Annotated in this window: 18 protein-coding genes; 15 read left to right on the top strand and 3 right to left on the bottom strand. The window is 37.9% G+C overall.

Going from position 1 to position 16994, the window contains the following annotated elements; all coding sequences use genetic code 11:
• Window positions 1–22: 22 nt before the first annotated feature.
• Window positions 23–733 carry a 6-phosphogluconolactonase gene (gene pgl, locus QE422_RS13515; protein WP_307459298.1) on the top strand — a complete coding sequence of 237 codons (711 nt, stop codon included), beginning with the start codon at window positions 23–25 and terminating at the stop codon, window positions 731–733.
• Between the two features lie 428 nt (window positions 734–1161).
• Here the strand turns inward: pgl and QE422_RS13510 are convergent, their stop codons facing one another.
• Window positions 1162–1758, bottom strand: coding sequence for a hypothetical protein (locus QE422_RS13510; protein WP_307459296.1), 597 nt, complete (start codon window positions 1756–1758; stop codon window positions 1162–1164).
• A 157-nt stretch (window positions 1759–1915) separates the two neighbouring features.
• Here QE422_RS13510 and QE422_RS13505 point away from each other — a divergent pair, with 157 nt between their 5' ends.
• The 7 genes from QE422_RS13505 (at window position 1916) to QE422_RS13475 (ending at window position 10095) form a co-directional block, all read left to right on the top strand.
• Window positions 1916–2788 carry an AraC family transcriptional regulator gene (locus tag QE422_RS13505; RefSeq protein ID WP_307459293.1) on the top strand — a complete coding sequence of 291 codons (873 nt, stop codon included), beginning with the start codon at window positions 1916–1918 and terminating at the stop codon, window positions 2786–2788.
• 600 nt (window positions 2789–3388) lie between these two features.
• A complete protein-coding gene (locus tag QE422_RS13500; protein WP_307459290.1) occupies window positions 3389–4093 on the top strand; it encodes an AraC family transcriptional regulator in 705 nt (234 codons plus the stop codon).
• A gap of 40 nt (window positions 4094–4133) precedes the next feature.
• Window positions 4134–4529 carry a hypothetical protein gene (locus QE422_RS13495; protein WP_307459287.1) on the top strand — a complete coding sequence of 132 codons (396 nt, stop codon included), beginning with the start codon at window positions 4134–4136 and terminating at the stop codon, window positions 4527–4529.
• A 310-nt stretch (window positions 4530–4839) separates the two neighbouring features.
• Complete coding sequence (locus QE422_RS13490) at window positions 4840–5361, top strand: hypothetical protein (RefSeq protein WP_307459285.1); 522 nt, start codon at window positions 4840–4842, stop codon at window positions 5359–5361.
• Window positions 5362–5454: 93 nt separating this feature from the next.
• On the top strand, window positions 5455–6258 hold the full coding sequence (locus QE422_RS13485) for a molecular chaperone (protein ID WP_307459282.1): 804 nt from the start codon (window positions 5455–5457) through the stop codon (window positions 6256–6258).
• Window positions 6251–7288 carry a hypothetical protein gene (locus QE422_RS13480; protein WP_307459279.1) on the top strand — a complete coding sequence of 346 codons (1038 nt, stop codon included), beginning with the start codon at window positions 6251–6253 and terminating at the stop codon, window positions 7286–7288. The genes QE422_RS13485 and QE422_RS13480 overlap by 8 nt, the downstream gene beginning before the upstream one ends.
• Window positions 7289–7335: 47 nt before the next feature.
• A complete protein-coding gene (locus QE422_RS13475; protein ID WP_307459276.1) occupies window positions 7336–10095 on the top strand; it encodes a hypothetical protein in 2760 nt (919 codons plus the stop codon).
• Window positions 10096–10206: 111 nt separating this feature from the next.
• Here the strand turns inward: QE422_RS13475 and QE422_RS13470 are convergent, their stop codons facing one another.
• Window positions 10207–10659, bottom strand: coding sequence for a PA2169 family four-helix-bundle protein (locus QE422_RS13470; protein ID WP_307459272.1), 453 nt, complete (start codon window positions 10657–10659; stop codon window positions 10207–10209).
• 162 nt (window positions 10660–10821) lie between these two features.
• Here QE422_RS13470 and QE422_RS13465 point away from each other — a divergent pair, with 162 nt between their 5' ends.
• From QE422_RS13465 to QE422_RS13435, 7 genes are all read left to right on the top strand, one after another.
• Window positions 10822–11490: a MarR family winged helix-turn-helix transcriptional regulator gene (locus QE422_RS13465; protein ID WP_307459269.1), complete on the top strand. Its 669-nt coding sequence runs from the start codon at window positions 10822–10824 to the stop codon at window positions 11488–11490.
• 2 nt (window positions 11491–11492) lie between these two features.
• Window positions 11493–12962: an NAD(P)/FAD-dependent oxidoreductase gene (locus tag QE422_RS13460; RefSeq protein WP_307459266.1), complete on the top strand. Its 1470-nt coding sequence runs from the start codon at window positions 11493–11495 to the stop codon at window positions 12960–12962.
• A gap of 5 nt (window positions 12963–12967) precedes the next feature.
• Window positions 12968–13804, top strand: a complete 837-nt coding sequence (locus QE422_RS13455; RefSeq protein ID WP_307459264.1) for a phytoene/squalene synthase family protein — start codon at window positions 12968–12970, stop codon at window positions 13802–13804.
• A gap of 25 nt (window positions 13805–13829) precedes the next feature.
• On the top strand, window positions 13830–14285 hold the full coding sequence (locus QE422_RS13450; RefSeq protein WP_307459262.1) for a sterol desaturase family protein: 456 nt from the start codon (window positions 13830–13832) through the stop codon (window positions 14283–14285).
• 3 nt (window positions 14286–14288) lie between these two features.
• Window positions 14289–15002 carry a lycopene cyclase domain-containing protein gene (locus tag QE422_RS13445; protein WP_307459259.1) on the top strand — a complete coding sequence of 238 codons (714 nt, stop codon included), beginning with the start codon at window positions 14289–14291 and terminating at the stop codon, window positions 15000–15002.
• Between the two features lie 136 nt (window positions 15003–15138).
• Window positions 15139–15300 (top strand): hypothetical protein, encoded by a 162-nt coding sequence (locus QE422_RS13440; protein WP_307459258.1) that lies wholly within the window; start codon window positions 15139–15141, stop codon window positions 15298–15300.
• Between the two features lie 176 nt (window positions 15301–15476).
• Window positions 15477–16097 (top strand): DUF4142 domain-containing protein, encoded by a 621-nt coding sequence (locus tag QE422_RS13435; protein ID WP_307459255.1) that lies wholly within the window; start codon window positions 15477–15479, stop codon window positions 16095–16097.
• A 108-nt stretch (window positions 16098–16205) separates the two neighbouring features.
• Here the strand turns inward: QE422_RS13435 and xth are convergent, their stop codons facing one another.
• The gene (xth, locus tag QE422_RS13430) at window positions 16206–16985 is read right to left on the bottom strand and encodes an exodeoxyribonuclease III (protein ID WP_307459252.1); all 780 of its coding nucleotides are present in this window, start codon (window positions 16983–16985) and stop codon (window positions 16206–16208) included.
• Between the last annotated feature and the right edge of the window lie 9 nt (window positions 16986–16994).

Genomic DNA, 16994 nt, shown 5'->3' with positions numbered 1-16994 from the left:
TAATGATTTAAACAAAAAAGAAATGGAGATTACCGTATTTGATGATTTAGATACCTTATATAAAAAAGCGGCGGACACTTTTGTTGAGCTTGCTGAAAAGTCAATTGCTTCCAAAGACCGTTTTGCTGTGGCATTAAGCGGAGGATCTTCCCCGAAAGCGATTTTCAGCCTGTTGGCTACAGAAGAATATTCGCAGAAAGTAGAGTGGAACAAAGTCTATTTTTTCTGGGTGGATGAACGTTGGGTTCCTTTGGAGGATGAAAAAAGCAACGCCCGGATGACTTTCGAAACACTTTTGCACCGGGTTCCTGTAAATGGAGACCAGATTTTTCCCATGTATAAAGACGGGATTGAGCCGGAAGATTATGCCAAAGAATATGAAAACCAGATCAGGACGGTTCTTGGCGAAGAAGGAATCTTTGATTTCATCCTGTTGGGAATGGGGGACGACGGTCACACAGCGTCTTTATTCCCGGGTGAGAAGGTGCTGGAAGAAAAAGATAAATGGGTGGATGCCTATTACCTGAAGCCTCAGGAAATGTTCAGGATTACCCTGACGGCGCCAATTATCAACAAGGCCGAACATATCCTGGTAGTCGCATTCGGAGAATCGAAAAAGCACGCACTGAATGAAGTGTTGAACGGAGAATACAATCCCCAACTTTATCCGTTGCAGCTTATCCGTCCGAAAGAAGGCTTCATGTTCTTTACCGATGAAAAGGCAAAAGGATAAATAACATCTGAAACAGAAAATAAATGATAAAGCATCGTCGACTGACGGTGCTTTTTTTGGGTTTAGCTAAAAATACTTTCTGAAGTAATGAACTCAATGTGAGGAGTAAAGTATTTTTGGTTTTAAAAAAGAAGCTTAGTAAATAATAAAATATTAGCTCCGGAAGACTTGTTGGTATTTGGATTTAAACTAATCAGCAAAAATAAGGTAACTTGGAATATCTAAAGCCAAACTTTAAACCCTGAATCTTAAACTTTGAATTTTGAATCCCGAATCTTGAATTCTGAATGTAAACAAAAAAAATGAGGCACCTCTTTTTCCGTGATTACAAAAAAGAAATGCCTCAAAAAAATAACTGTACGTAAAACTTTATCCGGTATTACCCGGAAGGTCTATATAAAAATAGTATATATATGAAAATATATTCTTTATCTAAGAGGAACGATTTTATTGAATACATTCCCGTTTTCCTCAACACGGATAATGTAGTTGGATGCAGTTTTCGGATCTAGATCAAACGTAAGGTTTACTTCGCCGTCTTCTGCTTTTTTATTAGCGTTGTAAAACATATTGTTGGCAAAATCGTATACTGAAATATTTACAGGATTTTTTACATCCGCCATGTGAAGCTTCACCATATTTCCGGTAATGGTATATTCCGGTTTGTTTACCGAGCTTACCGGTGTTTTATCAACTTCCATTACATTCTGGCTGTTGATGCTTATTCTGTACTTTTCTACTTTCGTTTCCGATTCGGCTACCAGGTAGTAGGTTCCGGCTGCCAGGTCCTGAAGATTGTAAGACTTCGTAACAGGGTTTGCTGCATCAAGCTTCTCAGAAAACAATTCACCATCAACATCATTATATACAAAGAGAGAAACATTTTTTGCATTGGCAACTTCGAAGTTTACCGTTTTTGCGGTTACATTTCCTACCGAAATAGAAAAGTCTTTATCTTTACTCATCAAACTTGCGGAGATTAATAAACAACCTGCAAGGAAACCTGATTTTAATAATGTTGTCATAATGATAAGTTTTTGTTTCTGTTAATTGATATGGCAAATCTACATCGCTTATTGTTCATATTCTACAATACAATTTTCAAATTTATGTGCTATTTTAACATGGGGTTAATGTTAATCAAATATTAATTGTTAATTTTGCATAGGTAATAGTTAATATATGAAACATTCTAATCCGGCATTTGAAGCAGTGAAGCCTAATATAGGCAGCAGCTTCACAAGTTTAAAATTTCAAAGAAATGAGAATTTAAAATCTCATGTCTGGCATTATCACCCTGAAATTGAGCTTATTTTCGTATGCAAAGGTTCAGGGAAAAGACAGATCGGGAGTAATATTTCCTACTTTTCCGATGGTGATCTCGTGCTGATCGGCAGCAATCTTCCGCATTGCGGGATGACCAATGAAAATACAAACAACGATTACGAGATGGTTCTTCAGTTCAAACCGGACTTTTTGGGTGAACCCTTGTGGGAAACTCCGGAAATGCAGAAGATCTCAAGCCTTTTGGAAAAGTCCAAGGCTGGCATCGTATTCGGAGAGAAAGTAAAAAAAGAAATCGGCGAAAAAATTGTGGAAATGCATGATGCCGTATCATTCAGAAGACTGATGTGTGTATTGGAGATCCTCGAAGAGCTAGCCACTACGCAGGACTACAGAATCCTGAATGCCGGAAAATATTATCTTCAGACTCAGGTGGAGGATAATGAAAGGATTAACATTATCTTTAATTATGTAAAAGACCATTTTCGGGAACAGATCACTTTAGAGGAAGTTGCAGATCTGGCCAATATGAAAGTGCCTTCTTTCTGCCGGTATTTTAAAAAAATCACCAATAAAACTTTTACCCACTTTGTCAATGAATACCGCATTACCCATTCGCTGAAACTTTTGGCTGAACAGCCTTTAAGCATTACCGAAGTCTGTTTTGAGTCGGGCTTTAATAATTTCAGCTATTTCAATAAGACCTTTAAGGAATACGTTAAAAAAAGCCCGTCACAGTATCGGAAAGAATTTAATTATTTCATGGAATAAGAAAGGCTGGAATCAATTATGAAGTTTTAAAAAAATTCCAAATTTTGATAAAAAATATTACTTCACATATTATGTACTTAACAATTCATAATGTAATTGTTAAAATTCAATATCAATCCTAGAAAAAATAATTGAGAATGGCCGTTTAATTGCATAGAAGTAATGCAAAGTAGGGGATGTAGCAATAATTTAAAAAAAATTAATATACCGTTTTCAGAACGGATAGTATTAATAGATTTTTGATTTCCAATGATTTAAAGAACAGGTTGTTTATCTGATATATCTATAGATAAACATCTTGATTAATTTTACGAAATTATGATTTTTTTTGCTCCCGTGTATAGCATAATTTTGTACTATAAATGTTTCACTGCTTTTAATATAATTAGAAAAAATAATAGGTAATCAATGTTTCCTGATTAAATATTTGATGCTTATAGAATATTTATGTGAAAATTTTACGGTCGTTGCAGTATGTATATCATAACAGATGAATTAGAAAATATAGGATTCAGTTTGAATCGTATGGATCACTTTATTAAAAGAAACAATTTCAGTAGACAATTCAGTACCTTGGAGTACTACTGCATTTACATATTTATGGAGGACATGGACATTGAGGTAGAAAATATGCCTTACTCCGTCACATCAGGCCAGATTGCTTTTTTAGGACCTCAGAAACATATTGTTTTCAGCAAGACCGGCGGATCGAATATCTTGTGTATTTCTTTTTCTGCAAGCTTTTACGAAAGATCTTCAAAAGACAGCCTTTTTCTTCATTCACAGCTGTTTTTTAATTACCATACCGATTTTTTCGTTGCTCCGTTTTCAAATATTGAGCAGATGCGCGTTATTTTCATGGAACGTCTGGAGGCTTTTCGTATTAAAGATGAAAACCTGTACGTATCTGCAGCCCATAACGCTGTCGAAAGACTGATTCTTGATGCTTTTCTCTATATTCCCAATGAAGAAATTAAAAAAGACATTAAATTCGATTATCTTCATTATGTAAACCGGTTCAAGATTCTTCTTCAAAGGGATTACAAAAAAGAGAAGAAAGTGGCTCATTACGCAAGCGAGCTTAACATTACTTCCAGAAAACTTACTGAGATGACCGAGTATGTTTTGGGAAAAACAGCAAAAAGCATTATTATCGAAAAAGTGATCAGCGAATTCAAAAAAACACTTGCTTTTACCAGCTATACCATTTCGGAAATTTCCTATGACCTGGGTTTCAGCGATGAAGGAAACTTCAGCAATTTTGTTAAAAAACATACCGGAAAAAATCCTTCAGAGATGAAATAGTTTAGAAAAAATATTGTACATTTACCTAAGTAACTGATCGGTGAAAAAATTAATTGCTATGGGGGGCAAATTTTTTTTATTAGGTATTTTGTTTTTTGCTTTTTTAGAGCTTTCAGGACAAATCGATGGTGTTTATCTCAGGATGCGGCTGCATCCCGTACAGATTCTTTCTGTCGGGGGTAGTAGTGAAGCGGGCCGTGCGTCTGCGGAAACAACGGACCGGAAGTATATTACGGTATCCAGCACAACAGGTTTTGAGGTGAGTTTATATCATAAGGTCGATGCATCCGGTAATAGAAATATTATTAACAGCAATAAAGGAGCAGTACATAAAGATTTTGCAATTGATTATAATATAAAAAATCTCAGCAGGGAAATCCTTACAGACACATCCCTAAAATCTGCCGATTTAGTTTTAACTCTAATTTCTCAGTAAATTTTTATGGTAAAAAACGGACTAATAATTATGCTTTAAATATAAAAAAAAGCGTTTTTGATTAGTTAAAAGAGTATATAAGATTAATTTATTGTTAATATAAAATTAATATAATTGTGAAATTTGTAATTTTTATTAATTATGTAATTCTACTTTTTGCTTTTTTTTCTCAAATGCAATAAAATTTTCATTATTTTTTTCAAAACCATATTTGCAAGTTTTGCGCATTTTTTTACAAATGGGCTTTCTCATGATGTATTTACCTTTGCAACAGAAATTAATCAACTAATAATAAACATCATTCCCCATCATGAAAAAATTCATCTTTACTGCATTATCCCTAGTTGGGTTTGCTACAGTAAGCGCACAGACTGTTACTTTAAACGTAAGATTAAAGCCGATCCAGACCCTTATCGTGAACACAGCACAGAAAACCGTTAATCTGGATTACACAACAAGAGATGATTATGCAAACGGAGTTACTTCTTCTAATATAGACCACTTAACCATATACAGCACCGGAGGATTCCAGGTAAAAGTAAAAACTGCAAATGCTGCTTTACAGAATGGTAATAAAACCATCCAGGTAAATACCGTACAGGTTAAAGCCAATGCAGGAACAGATCCGGTAAACGGAGCGCAGTATGCTGCCATTGCACCGCTTTCAGCAACAGAAACAACATTGGTAACATCTTCAGTAGGGGGTGTAGATAAAAAAATCAGTATCGATTACAAAGGAGCAGGAGCTAATGCTTATCTTGATAATTATGTAGCAGGTCAGGATCCATCAGTATATACCACTGAACTTACCTATACTATTATTTCCCAATAATTTGAAGAAAAACTTACTGAAATATTAAAATATATAAGGTGTTACAACATATATTGTAGCACTTTTTATGTATTTTAGTATCAAATCTTAGTAATGAAAAGACTCTGTTTTATCGCTCTTTACTCACTTGTATGTTTTTTTTGCCATCTATCCGCTCAAACCGGAGTATCCGTTTCTCCGCCGAGGCTTTATTTTGAGTCCGGTCTTGCAAACAGCAGTACCCAGAAAGTTACGGTAACCAATGTAAGCTCCAAGAATTCTCTGGATCTTGCCGTAAGTCTCGGTGACTGGGAGTATAACGAAAGAGGAGAGAACATTATGGCTGCAGCCAATACCTTACCTTCATCTTGTGCCGGCTGGATTTCCGTAAAAAAGGAAGATAACTATTTTACCCTTGCACCGGGGCAGAAAAAAGACATCGATGTTACTCTTACCGTTCCCGGAACATTATCAGACAAGCTTTTCACCCATACGGCAGTTCTGTATGTAAGCCAGATGAATCCTGTGGATGATGTGGACAGCAAAGGAGCCAACATTAAAGTAAGCATCCGTTCGGGCATAAAGATATTTCATAAACTTCCGGCAGCGAAAAACAAAAAACTGGAAATACAGAATTTATCCTATGATAAATCGAAGGAAACTCTTGATCTTACCTTTGATAATCTCGGAGATGTATGGGCAGACGGCAAGATATCTACAGATCTTGTCAATACCCAAAACGGTAAAAAAACAACGCTGGAAACAATTGTTTTTTATACCATGCCTGGAAACAAAAGAGAAATGAGCATTCCGCTTCCTACCGGTCTGGAAAAAGGAAAATATACCGCTTCAGTGATTATAGATTACGGTGACCGGGATAATCTCGAATTAGGAGAATTAAACTTCACGTATGAGTAACAACAAAAAGTTTTCGGTAATCGTATTGCTGCTGTGCTGTATGCACAGCATGGCCCAGGTCTCCTACAGTTCCTGGATCAACGGCTATATGTCGGTGAGCTCTTATGGAGGCAATACCATTCCGGACGCCTATACGGCAAGTTTTTCGGGCAACGGCTATCTGAATGTTCCGTACTGGAGATTGTCCGTAAGGTTGAAGCAGCCGGTAACTTCCACAGATGGTAATTATACACTGCCTGCCAACAAGATTTCCTTCAGCCCGGTATCTTCTTCCGGAAATTCATACCCGAACGGTGTACCGACGATCTCACAAATCGGCATGCCACTCAATGTGATTATGCAGGAAGGACAGGAAATATTCCTGGTGCCACAGTCTAATGCGGCCTTGTACAATTTTCCGTTTTTGTTTTTCGGATATTACTACAACCTTCAGCTCAAATATAGTTTAACCCTTGCTGGTGGAGCCTACCTTGGCAACTATCCGGCATGGTCAACTTTTGTAGCACCCATGCAGTTTACGGCTTATGACAGGTACAATAATGTGATTGGGAGAGCAGATCATGTGTACCAGTTCCAGATCGGTACTCTATCAGGAACTCCACCCGACAGCCCGGAAATGTCGCTGAAATTTTCGGCAAATGCCATGAACGGACTGCTGGAGTTTAAAAGCAGAAACGACTACACCAACGGGGTAAGTGTTTCTTACTCAAGTGCTCTTACCGTACGCAGCAACACCAATTACCAGATCAAAATCAGGTCTCTGCAGAACAACTTTAGTTCGGCTGCCGGAAATACACTTCCTTTGGATGCGGTACGATTTGCGCTGGCTCCTGTAAATGGGAATAATGCAACGGTATATCCCATTTCTTTGGCTTCCTGGCAGCAGCTTGTTGCCAAAGGATCCTATACGCAGGGATCCAATGTATATTACGACATGAACTATTCAACCAATGCCAACGATCAACGGTTCATCAACGCAAAATCAGCAGATTATTCCACAACCTTACAATTTGAGATAACCCCACAGTAAAATACCTAATGTTTCACGTCCATCTCAGAAAAATAACATTTGTTTTTTTGATACTGCTTACTTTTATTACGGTTTCCGCACAGCATATCCCGGCTATCGATATGGAAATCAAAAGTGAATCCGGTACCGAAGGGCAGCATATTATGGATTTTACAGTGGTTCTGAAAAATACAGAGCAAAGACCATTTAAAGGAAAAATCAATATCCACACGCCGGAAGGTACGAGGGTAGCGGTTCCTAACGGAATTATAGCTGAGCTTGATGCAGGGGAAACGGTGTTTTTACCGGTAAAAATAATTGTCAGTAACAATGCGGTTGCAGGAGAAAAAGCAGTTGCATTTAGCCTTACCGACCTTCAGAACAATATAGTTTCGGAGAAGTCTGCTGCTTTTAAAGTCGCGGAAAATATTTCATTAAGAATCATTGCAGAAAATCCTGTACAGTATATCAATAATATAAGGGATTCGGTAGAAGTAAGGGCCCGGGTTTCCAATTTGGGTAATACCAAGCAGAATGTGACGGTAGTATTTAAAATACCCGAAATCACTCAGGAAAATATTTTTGTCGAAAAAAAAGGAAGTGTTTCCGTACAGAAGGATTCGGTATTTATTTTCAGGTTTATGCCATCAGGACCTCTGGCAAAAACCTCTCAATTCAGTGTAAGTATTGCCGGGTTTAAAGATCCTGAAAAGGAAATATTCGGTAATGCTTCGGTATCGGTTCAGAATGTTGCTTCTTCCCAACGGTATCAGGATCCTCAGAATGCGGTTATTTCGGATTATAAAAAGAACAGCATCACGGCATCTTACAGAAGAGTAGGTGAGAACCTCAATATGTACCAGCTCAGAGGGGCCGGAAGTTTCAACCTGCCGTCCGGGTACGTCTTTATCAGAGGGAATATTTATACCCTGAATGGCCAGAGTGAGCCGGTAATAACGAACACTTATGTTACTTACCGCAATACCAATAATGAATACACAGTCGGGAACATCAGTAAAATGATGGAGCTGTCGATGTTTGGAAGGGGAGCGGAGTATGCCTGGAATTCTTCTGCCAGGGATAAAAAGCTGGAAGTTGGTTTTGTAGATCAGACCTTCAGTTTGGTAGAGCGGCATCCTTTTTTAGAGTATGGATATGGTTTCTATGCAAAAGGAAGCATGATCAAAGACGAGACTAAAAGTTTTTCAGCAACCTATGTTTTCAGAAACGATCCGTATGAAAAAGCCCGTCACAACTTAGTAGGAACCGATATGCAGTATGTTTTCAGCAAAGACTGGAACATGAATGCGAAAGTTTATTCGGGACTAAGTGTATATGACGAAATTAATATTACGAAACCTTCATTGGCCCTCGAATCCCAGTATTCGGGAAATATCCGCAAAATTAATCTGAACGGAAATTATTTCTACAGTACTGATTATTACCCTGGAAACAGAAGAGGAATGCTTCAGGTACAGCAGAACATTTCTGCCAATCTCAATAAAAATTACAGTATTTACGGAAATCTTTTGATCTCCAATTTTTCTCCTAAATTCTATTTTTTTAATAATAATCTGATATCCGATACCTTCAGGCTGGATACCGGGATCAGCCTGCCGAAAATAGGAAATGTTGGCAGTACGCTTGGGATTCAGTTTCAGAATGAAAAATCCAATGCATATAACAACTTCTTTAATACAGCGCTCAATCAAGAGAAAAAAACATTGACGGCTCAGCGGATTACGGATTATATGACATGGTCCAGCCCCAATGCAAAGCACTCTTCCGTATTGGGATTAGAAGCCGGACGGGTAGAGTATCCGGACCGTGATAATGCCGGATTCCAGATGAAAGTATTGGGTAATTACAATTACAAATGGTTTAATTTTAATCTTACTTACCAGTATGGAAGCTATTTTCTTTCAGAATATGCTTTTTCCAAAGTATTTGATGAAAACAGCACGTATAAAAAACTGTCCTTTTCAGCATTTGTAAATGAAGATTTTTTTAATCAGCGATTTACGGTAGCTTCCGGTGCCACCTATACCGATGATATTTTTTACGGAAAATCACCTTCGGGTTTTGTCAATCTGAAATATTCCGGCAAGCTGTACAGCGTTTATCTAAATACCTCTTGGTTTTATTATTCTTCCCGAAGCAATAACAATAGTCTTCTTACGGTAGAAGCGGGCATTACCCTGAATCTGAAAACCAATAATCCGGATCCGGGCAAAAAAGGAAACGTCACAGCCTTTGTTTATTATGACCATAATACCAATGGGGTGTACGATGAAGGCGATCAGGCGGCAGAAGGATATCTGGTGATGCTGAATACCGTATCATTCCGCACAGACAGCAAAGGATACCTGAATTATAAAGCCCTTCCTTTCGGAAAATATGCCTTGAAACAGATCATTCAGAAAGGCTGGTATTACGATGAAGCGGAAATAGATCTGAACAGATATAATTACGTATTGCAGATTCCTTTGCATCAGAATGGTACGGTTAAAGGCGGTATCCGTTATGAATATAATGAGAAAACCGCTATGGAATTTGATCCAAAATCAGCAGGTATCGTATTTAATATTTATAAAAACGACCAGCTTCTGCAGCGTATGGTAACGGATGACAACGGTGAATTTGTCTTCTTCTTGGAATCCGGAAAATACAGAATTGAATTGAATGAGAACTCATTGCCTGCCAATACCTATGTGGACCAGACCGATACTGAAGCTGATGTGGAAGCGGGAAAAATACTCACATTACAGCCATTTGTGATTAAAGTAAAAGAGAAAAAGATCCGGGTAAAGAAATTCGGAACCGAATAAAACAGCAATAACAATTTATTAAATCTGCGAATTGAGTACTTATTTTAAATATAGTATAAAAAATAAGAGAGCCTTGTGAGGCTCTCTTGTTATGATCTTTTATTGAAAAGATTATGATTTTACTTCTTCTAAATTTTCAAATTTAGCATAAGAAGATTTTAAATGATGCAGATGGTCTGAAATTGTTCTTGAACATTCCGGAGTTAAATCTCCGCTGTCCAAGGCATCCTGATACGCGTCAATTGCTGCTTTTTCTCCGAAAACCACATTTTCCAGTGTAGATTCTTCCTTGTCTGCTGAAAAAGCATTTTTTACATCAATCCATGCTCTGTGCAACGCTCCTGCAGTACTTGTCGTATTATCTGCATCTCCTCCGTGCTCATTAATCATTCTGATCAGATCGGATTTCATCTGCTGCGATTGTGAAACCATTTGGTCGTAGTCTGCTTTCAATCCGGAATGGTTTTCCCATACTTTGTCTTCTACTTTTGAAAATCCTTCAATTCTGTCGTTCGTGATGTTCAGTAAATCGTTTAATGTTGATACTGTTTTTTCGTTGTTCATATTAAAATTTTTAATTGGTGTGCTAGATATTTTGCAATAAGCATGCCTATTTTAGGCCGATTCTAAATTTTTTTAATAATTTTTTTTGGCATAAAAAATGCTGATAGGTTTATTTGTAAACTATATATATTGCGTTTAGTTTATTTATACATTAAATTCATCATGAATTACAAAGTTACTAAAGAGGTCATTGATCTACTGGAACAGTTTGGCGAAGAGAATACTAATAACTATTATCCTGACACCGTTCAAGGTTTTAAAGCATGGATCTGCGATAAGGAATCCAACGAATATGCAAAAAACAATGAGCCTTACTGGGAAGGTAAAGAAAGTGGGCGGACGCCTGAAAGTGCCATCAGTACCTTACTCGTTCATCTTAACCGATATGCCAGAACTTATTCTAAATCAGCTATCGCGGACTCAGATTTTGCTACCCAGGAAGATTTTATTTACCTCATTAACCTTAGGGCATTTGGAAGAATGACCAAAATGGAGCTTATTAAAAAGAATATCCACGATAAACCGGTAGGTATGCTCATCATTACAAGGCTCCTGAAGCATGGATGGATCGAACAGACCGAATCCGATGCAGACCGAAGAAATAGGCTGATTAGTATTACCCAGGAGGGAATAAATGCTTTGGAGCAGCATATGGGTAAAATCAGAATTGCAACTGAGATCGTAGCCGGAAATCTGAGTCATAATGAAAAAATGGAACTGATCAGAATTCTGAATAAGCTGGACCGTTTTCATTATCCGATTTTCTCCAGAAATATAGACAGTAAAGACCTCATCAAAACCGTATACGAAGAATATTCATTTAAAAACTAATCATGAAAAAGAAAATTGCAATAATAGGATCAGGGTTTTCAGGATTGTCTGCAGCAGCTTATGCTTCTAAAGAAGGACACGAAGTACACCTGTTTGAAAAGAACAGTGATATCGGAGGCAGGGCAAGACATTTTAAAACCGATAACGGCTATACCTTTGATATGGGGCCGAGCTGGTACTGGATGCCCGATATTATTGAATCTTTCTTTGAGGACTTCGGTAAAAAATCTTCTGATTTTTACCAGCTTGTTCCGCTTGATCCGCAATTTGAAATGGTTTTTTCAGACGGGACAATGAATATTCCACAAAATTATGAAGAGATGAAAGCGCTTTTCGAAAACACGGAAGCGGGAGCTGGCAAAAAATTAGACGAATTTATGGAAGATGCCCGCTACAAATACGAAGTGGGAATGCAGGATTTCGTAAATAAGCCCTGCCACTCCTGGTTTGAATTCCTTTCACCGAAAATTGCAAAAAGTGCCCTGAAGCTGGATCTGCTGACCAACTTTCAGCGCTTTGTAAGAAAATATTTTAAGGACCCTAAGTTGATTGTATTAATGGAGTTCCCTGTAATCTTTTTAGGCGCCGCACCCAAGGACATTCCTGCGTTATACAGTTTAATGAATTACGGAGGATACAAATTAGGGACCTGGTATCCGATGGGCGGCTTCTCTAAAATTATTGACGCAATGAAAAACATTGCCGAAACGCAGGGAACCCATTTTTATGTAAATTCCAATGTAGAGAAGATTAATGTACAGGATAAGAAAGTTTCTTCCTTAACCGTTAACGATAAAACCATCGATTTTGATGCCATCATTGCTTCTTCAGACTATCATCATACAGAATCCCGTCTTCTTCCTCAGGAGCTGAGGAATTACGATGATGACTATTGGGAAAATAGAATATTCGCACCGTCATGCCTTATATTTTATTTAGGATTTAAAGAAAAAATTCCTAATCTGAAGCACCATACCTTGTTTTTTGAAAATGATCTTGGCCTTCATACCGAAGAGATCTATAAAGATAAAAAATGGCCTACCAAACCACTGTTCTATGCCTGCTGTCCTTCAAAAACAGATTCGTCAGTGGCGCCTGAAAACTGCGAAAATGTTTTCCTGCTCATGCCGGTTGCACCGGGAATTGAAGATTCGGAAGAAATCCGGGAAAGGTATTTTATGGAAATGATCCTTCGGCTTGAAAAACATACCGGGGCATCCGATCTTTTACTGAAAATTGATTATAAAAAAAGCTATTGTGTAAAGGATTTTAAAGAAGATTACAACGCCTATCAGGGAAATGCATATGGTCTGGCTAACACCTTATCCCAGACCGCGGTATTGAAACCCTCTCTGAAGAATAAAAAAGTAAAAAACCTATTTTATACAGGCCAGCTTACCGTTCCGGGGCCGGGAGTTCCGCCTTCCATCATTTCAGGAAAAATTGCTGCCACCGAAGCCACCAAAAATTGATACGTATGAAAAAATTATTTGACGAACTTTCTTATAAAGTCAGTAAACAAACTACCCAGCAGTACAGCACCAGTTTTTCCTTAGGAATTCTCGCCCTATCCTCATCGATCAGAAATCCGATCTATGCCATTTACGGCTATGTACGTCTTGCCGATGAAATCGTAGACAGCTTCCACGATTTCAATAAAGAAAGACTGTTGCTGAAATTTAAGGAAGAAACATTTCAGGCTCTCGAAGACCGTATTTCACTGAACCCGATTTTACAGTCGTTCCAGGAAACGGTACACCGGTATAACATCGACCGCAAGCTGATCATCCAGTTTCTGAAAAGTATGGAGATGGATCTTCAGAAAATCGATTACAATTCAGACCTTTACAAAGAATATATCCTCGGATCCGCAGAGGTAGTGGGACTGATGTGTTTACAGATTTTTGTAAACGGCGACAAAAAGCAGTATGAGGCATTGAAGCCTTCTGCCATGATTTTGGGTTCTGCCTTTCAGAAAGTGAACTTCCTGAGAGATATGAAAGATGATTATTATACATTGGGAAGAAGCTATTTTCCAAATCTGGATATGACATCATTTGACAATAATGTAAAGCTTTCCATCGAAAAAGAAATAGAGGAGGAGTTCAGACAGGCTTTAGTCGGCATAAAGAAACTTCCGGCTTCTTCAAGGTTCGGAGTCTATCTTGCCTACAAATATTATATTTCTTTATTTAAGAAGATCAAGAGAAAATCGGCAGAAAAAATCCTGAGTGAAAGAATAAGAATATCAAACAGTGCGAAGATTTCTCTGATGATGAGCTGCTACGTACAGTACAAAACCTCTTTATTATAGCATCAATACTACTTAAATTATTTATATGAATTTTCTTATCGTGGCAGCTACTTTCTTCATTATGGAAGGGATTACCTGGCTTACTCATAAATACATCATGCACGGATTTCTCTGGGCGCTTCACAAAGATCATCACGATCACAGCAATGACGGACCCATGGAAAAAAATGATTATTTTTTTGTGATTTTTGCGCTTCCAACCATTATGCTGATGTACTACGGCACCATACAGGGCTTCAATTATTGGTTCTACATTGCTGTTGGAATTGCCCTGTACGGAATGGCGTATTTCTTCGTACACGATATTTTCATCCACCAGCGTCTGAAAGTACTTCGTGATACCGAAAATCCATATTTGCTGGCGATTAGAAGAGCCCATAAACAGCATCACAAGCATATCGGAAAGGAAGAAGGCGAATGCTTTGGTTTTCTTTGGGTTCCCGTGAAGTATTTTAAGATGTATTTTAATAAAAAAAAATAAAGGATGCTGCAATATACTTACCTTCTTATCAATTTCTTTACCGTAATTATTTGCTTTATCTTCTCCTTTCATCCAAAAATCAAATTCAACAGGCATTTCGGAGCCTTTTTTTCGGCATCATTAATCGTGGCAGTGGTTTTTATTATCTGGGATGCATGGTTTACCAAAATAGGGGTATGGTGGTTTAATGACCGCTACCTGATCGGAATCCGGTTACTTAAACTACCGGTTGAAGAAATCCTTTTCTTTTTCTGTATTCCCTTTTCTTGTATGTTTACATATTTCTGTCTGGATAAGTTTTTTAAGCTTGACTGGAAACCTTTGCGGGAGAAAGCTTTTGTACTGATATGTATTTTGCTGGCTTTGATGATCGGAATTTATTTCATCGATAAAATTTACACCAGCCTTACTTTCATCACGACGGCATTCAGCCTGGCTGTTCTGCATTTTGCTCTCAAAGTACGGTGGATCGGCAAAGCTTCATTCATATATCTTCTTTTGATGCCCGGCTTTTTGATGGTTAATGGTATTTTAACCGGAACCGGGCTGGAATCTCCGATCGTAAATTACAATCCGAAAGATTTTATAGGAATCAGGATTCTAACTATTCCTATTGAAGATACCGTCTATGGCTACGAACTTATTTTATGGAATATCTTCTTTTTTCAGAAATTCAGAAAGAAAGAAGTGGCTGAAAACCAACAGGTAATAAATTAAGTGTAAATCTTTCATTTAAATATAAAAAAATATTATTTTTTTTCATAAAATATAAAAAGTGGCCTGTTTTATGTAAACACATTTATAGCTGAAAAGCATACTGATACAGACACACCAATCACTTAAATATTATATTATGAAAAATTCAAACGAATGGGATAATGCGGTATCCCTGAACAAAGAGATCGAGCGTCAGAAAGCACTTAAAGCTCTTGAGAAAGCAAAAATGATCAAAAGAAAAGTGGTATTCCTTCCAATGGGAGCTACCGGAAATATCAAATACAATAATTTTGTATAATCATCGATAGAAGAAGCTGTTTCAGTTACGGAAGAGCTTCTTTTATTTTTAAAGGGTCAACTTTTATTTTTAAAATTAATTTACAGATTATGATCCTGCGCATAAACCGGTGACCCATTTTATCGTTAAGTTTATTCGCATAACACCAAAAAATTTATCAACCATTTATTAATATTATGAAAAAGACAATTTTAGCCCTATTAGCCGTTGGAACTATGGTGGCTTGTAAGAAAAACGAAACAACAACAGCAAACGAATCAGCCGACAGCACCGCTATGTCTGCACCTGCAGATACGGGAATGGCAACATCCACAACCGATTCGGCTTCAACCATGAACCAAAACACTGCGGCATCTACTTCTTTAAGCGATCAGGACAAAAAATTTGCTGATGCGGCAGCCAAAGGAGGTATGATGGAAGTCATGATGGGTGACCTGGCCAAAACCAATGCCCAGAATGCTACTGTAAAATCATTAGGATCAATGATGGTAAAAGATCATGGAAAAGCCAATAATGAACTGAAAGCATGGGCTGCTACGGCCAAATATACGCTTCCTACAACCCTTGATGCGGATCAGCAGAAACAGTACGATGAACTGAAAGCTAAAAAAGGAGCGGAATTCGACCGTGCCTATACCGATCTTATGGTAACTGATCATAAAAAGGATATTGCAGAATTTAAGAAAGAGGCTTCGGGAGGTACGGAAACTTCACTGAAATCTTTTGCAAGCAACACACTGCCTACCTTAGAGCATCACTTAATGGAATCTGAAAAAGCGCAGGCTGCAGTGAAATAGTACGTATCTAATACATCTGCAAAAGCTTATTTAAAAATTAAAAGTTATCCTGAAATCAGGATAACTTTATTTTTTATCAATGAATTTTTTTATCAATTCTGTCGAAGATTATACCTCTTTCAATTCAATCCAGACAGGAGCATGATCACTGCTTTTTTCCCAGCCGCGAACGTGTTTGTCAACACCTCCGGACTGCAGCCTTGGTTTCAGGTACGGATTCAGCAGAATATGATCCAGCCGAATACCTGCATCACGTGAATACGCTTTATAGAGATAATCCCAGAATGTGTAGATTTTTTCTTCCGGAAATAGGGTGCGGATGGAATCGGTCCAGCCTTTTTTTAAAAGATCGGCAAAGGCTTTACGTACTTCAGGCCGGAATAAGGCATCGTCTTCCCATTTTTCCGGTTTGTGAACATCAAAAGGAGTGGGGATAATATTAAAATCTCCGATTAGTATTGCCGGAAGATCCATTTTAATGAGGTCATTGGTACGTTTTTTAAAACGCTTGAGCCAGTCTAATTTATATTCGAATTTCGGGCCCGGAAACGGATTTCCATTCGGGAGATAAAGGCAGCATATTACTATCTGGCCGATGATGGCTTCTATATAACGGCTCTGGACATCATCTTCATCACCTGGCAGTTCTCTTTGTACTTCGGTAATTTCCAGGTTTTTTTTAGCGAGAATGGCCACCCCGTTCCAGCTTTTCTGCCCTTTCCATATGGCATGATAGCCAGCCTCATGAATAGATGTTTCAGGAAATTTTTCCTGCGGTGCCTTGAGTTCCTGCAGGCATACAATATCAGGGTCGGCTTCCTGTAACCATTTAAGGAGCACAGGAAGCCGACCGTTTACGCCGTTCACGTTGTATGTTGCAATTTTCATGACATGTTA

This window comes from Chryseobacterium sp. SORGH_AS_0447 (assembly GCF_030818695.1).
Taxonomy (GTDB): domain Bacteria; phylum Bacteroidota; class Bacteroidia; order Flavobacteriales; family Weeksellaceae; genus Chryseobacterium.
Note: the sequence above shows the minus strand (reverse complement) of the source record. Positions and strands in the feature narration are given on the sequence as shown.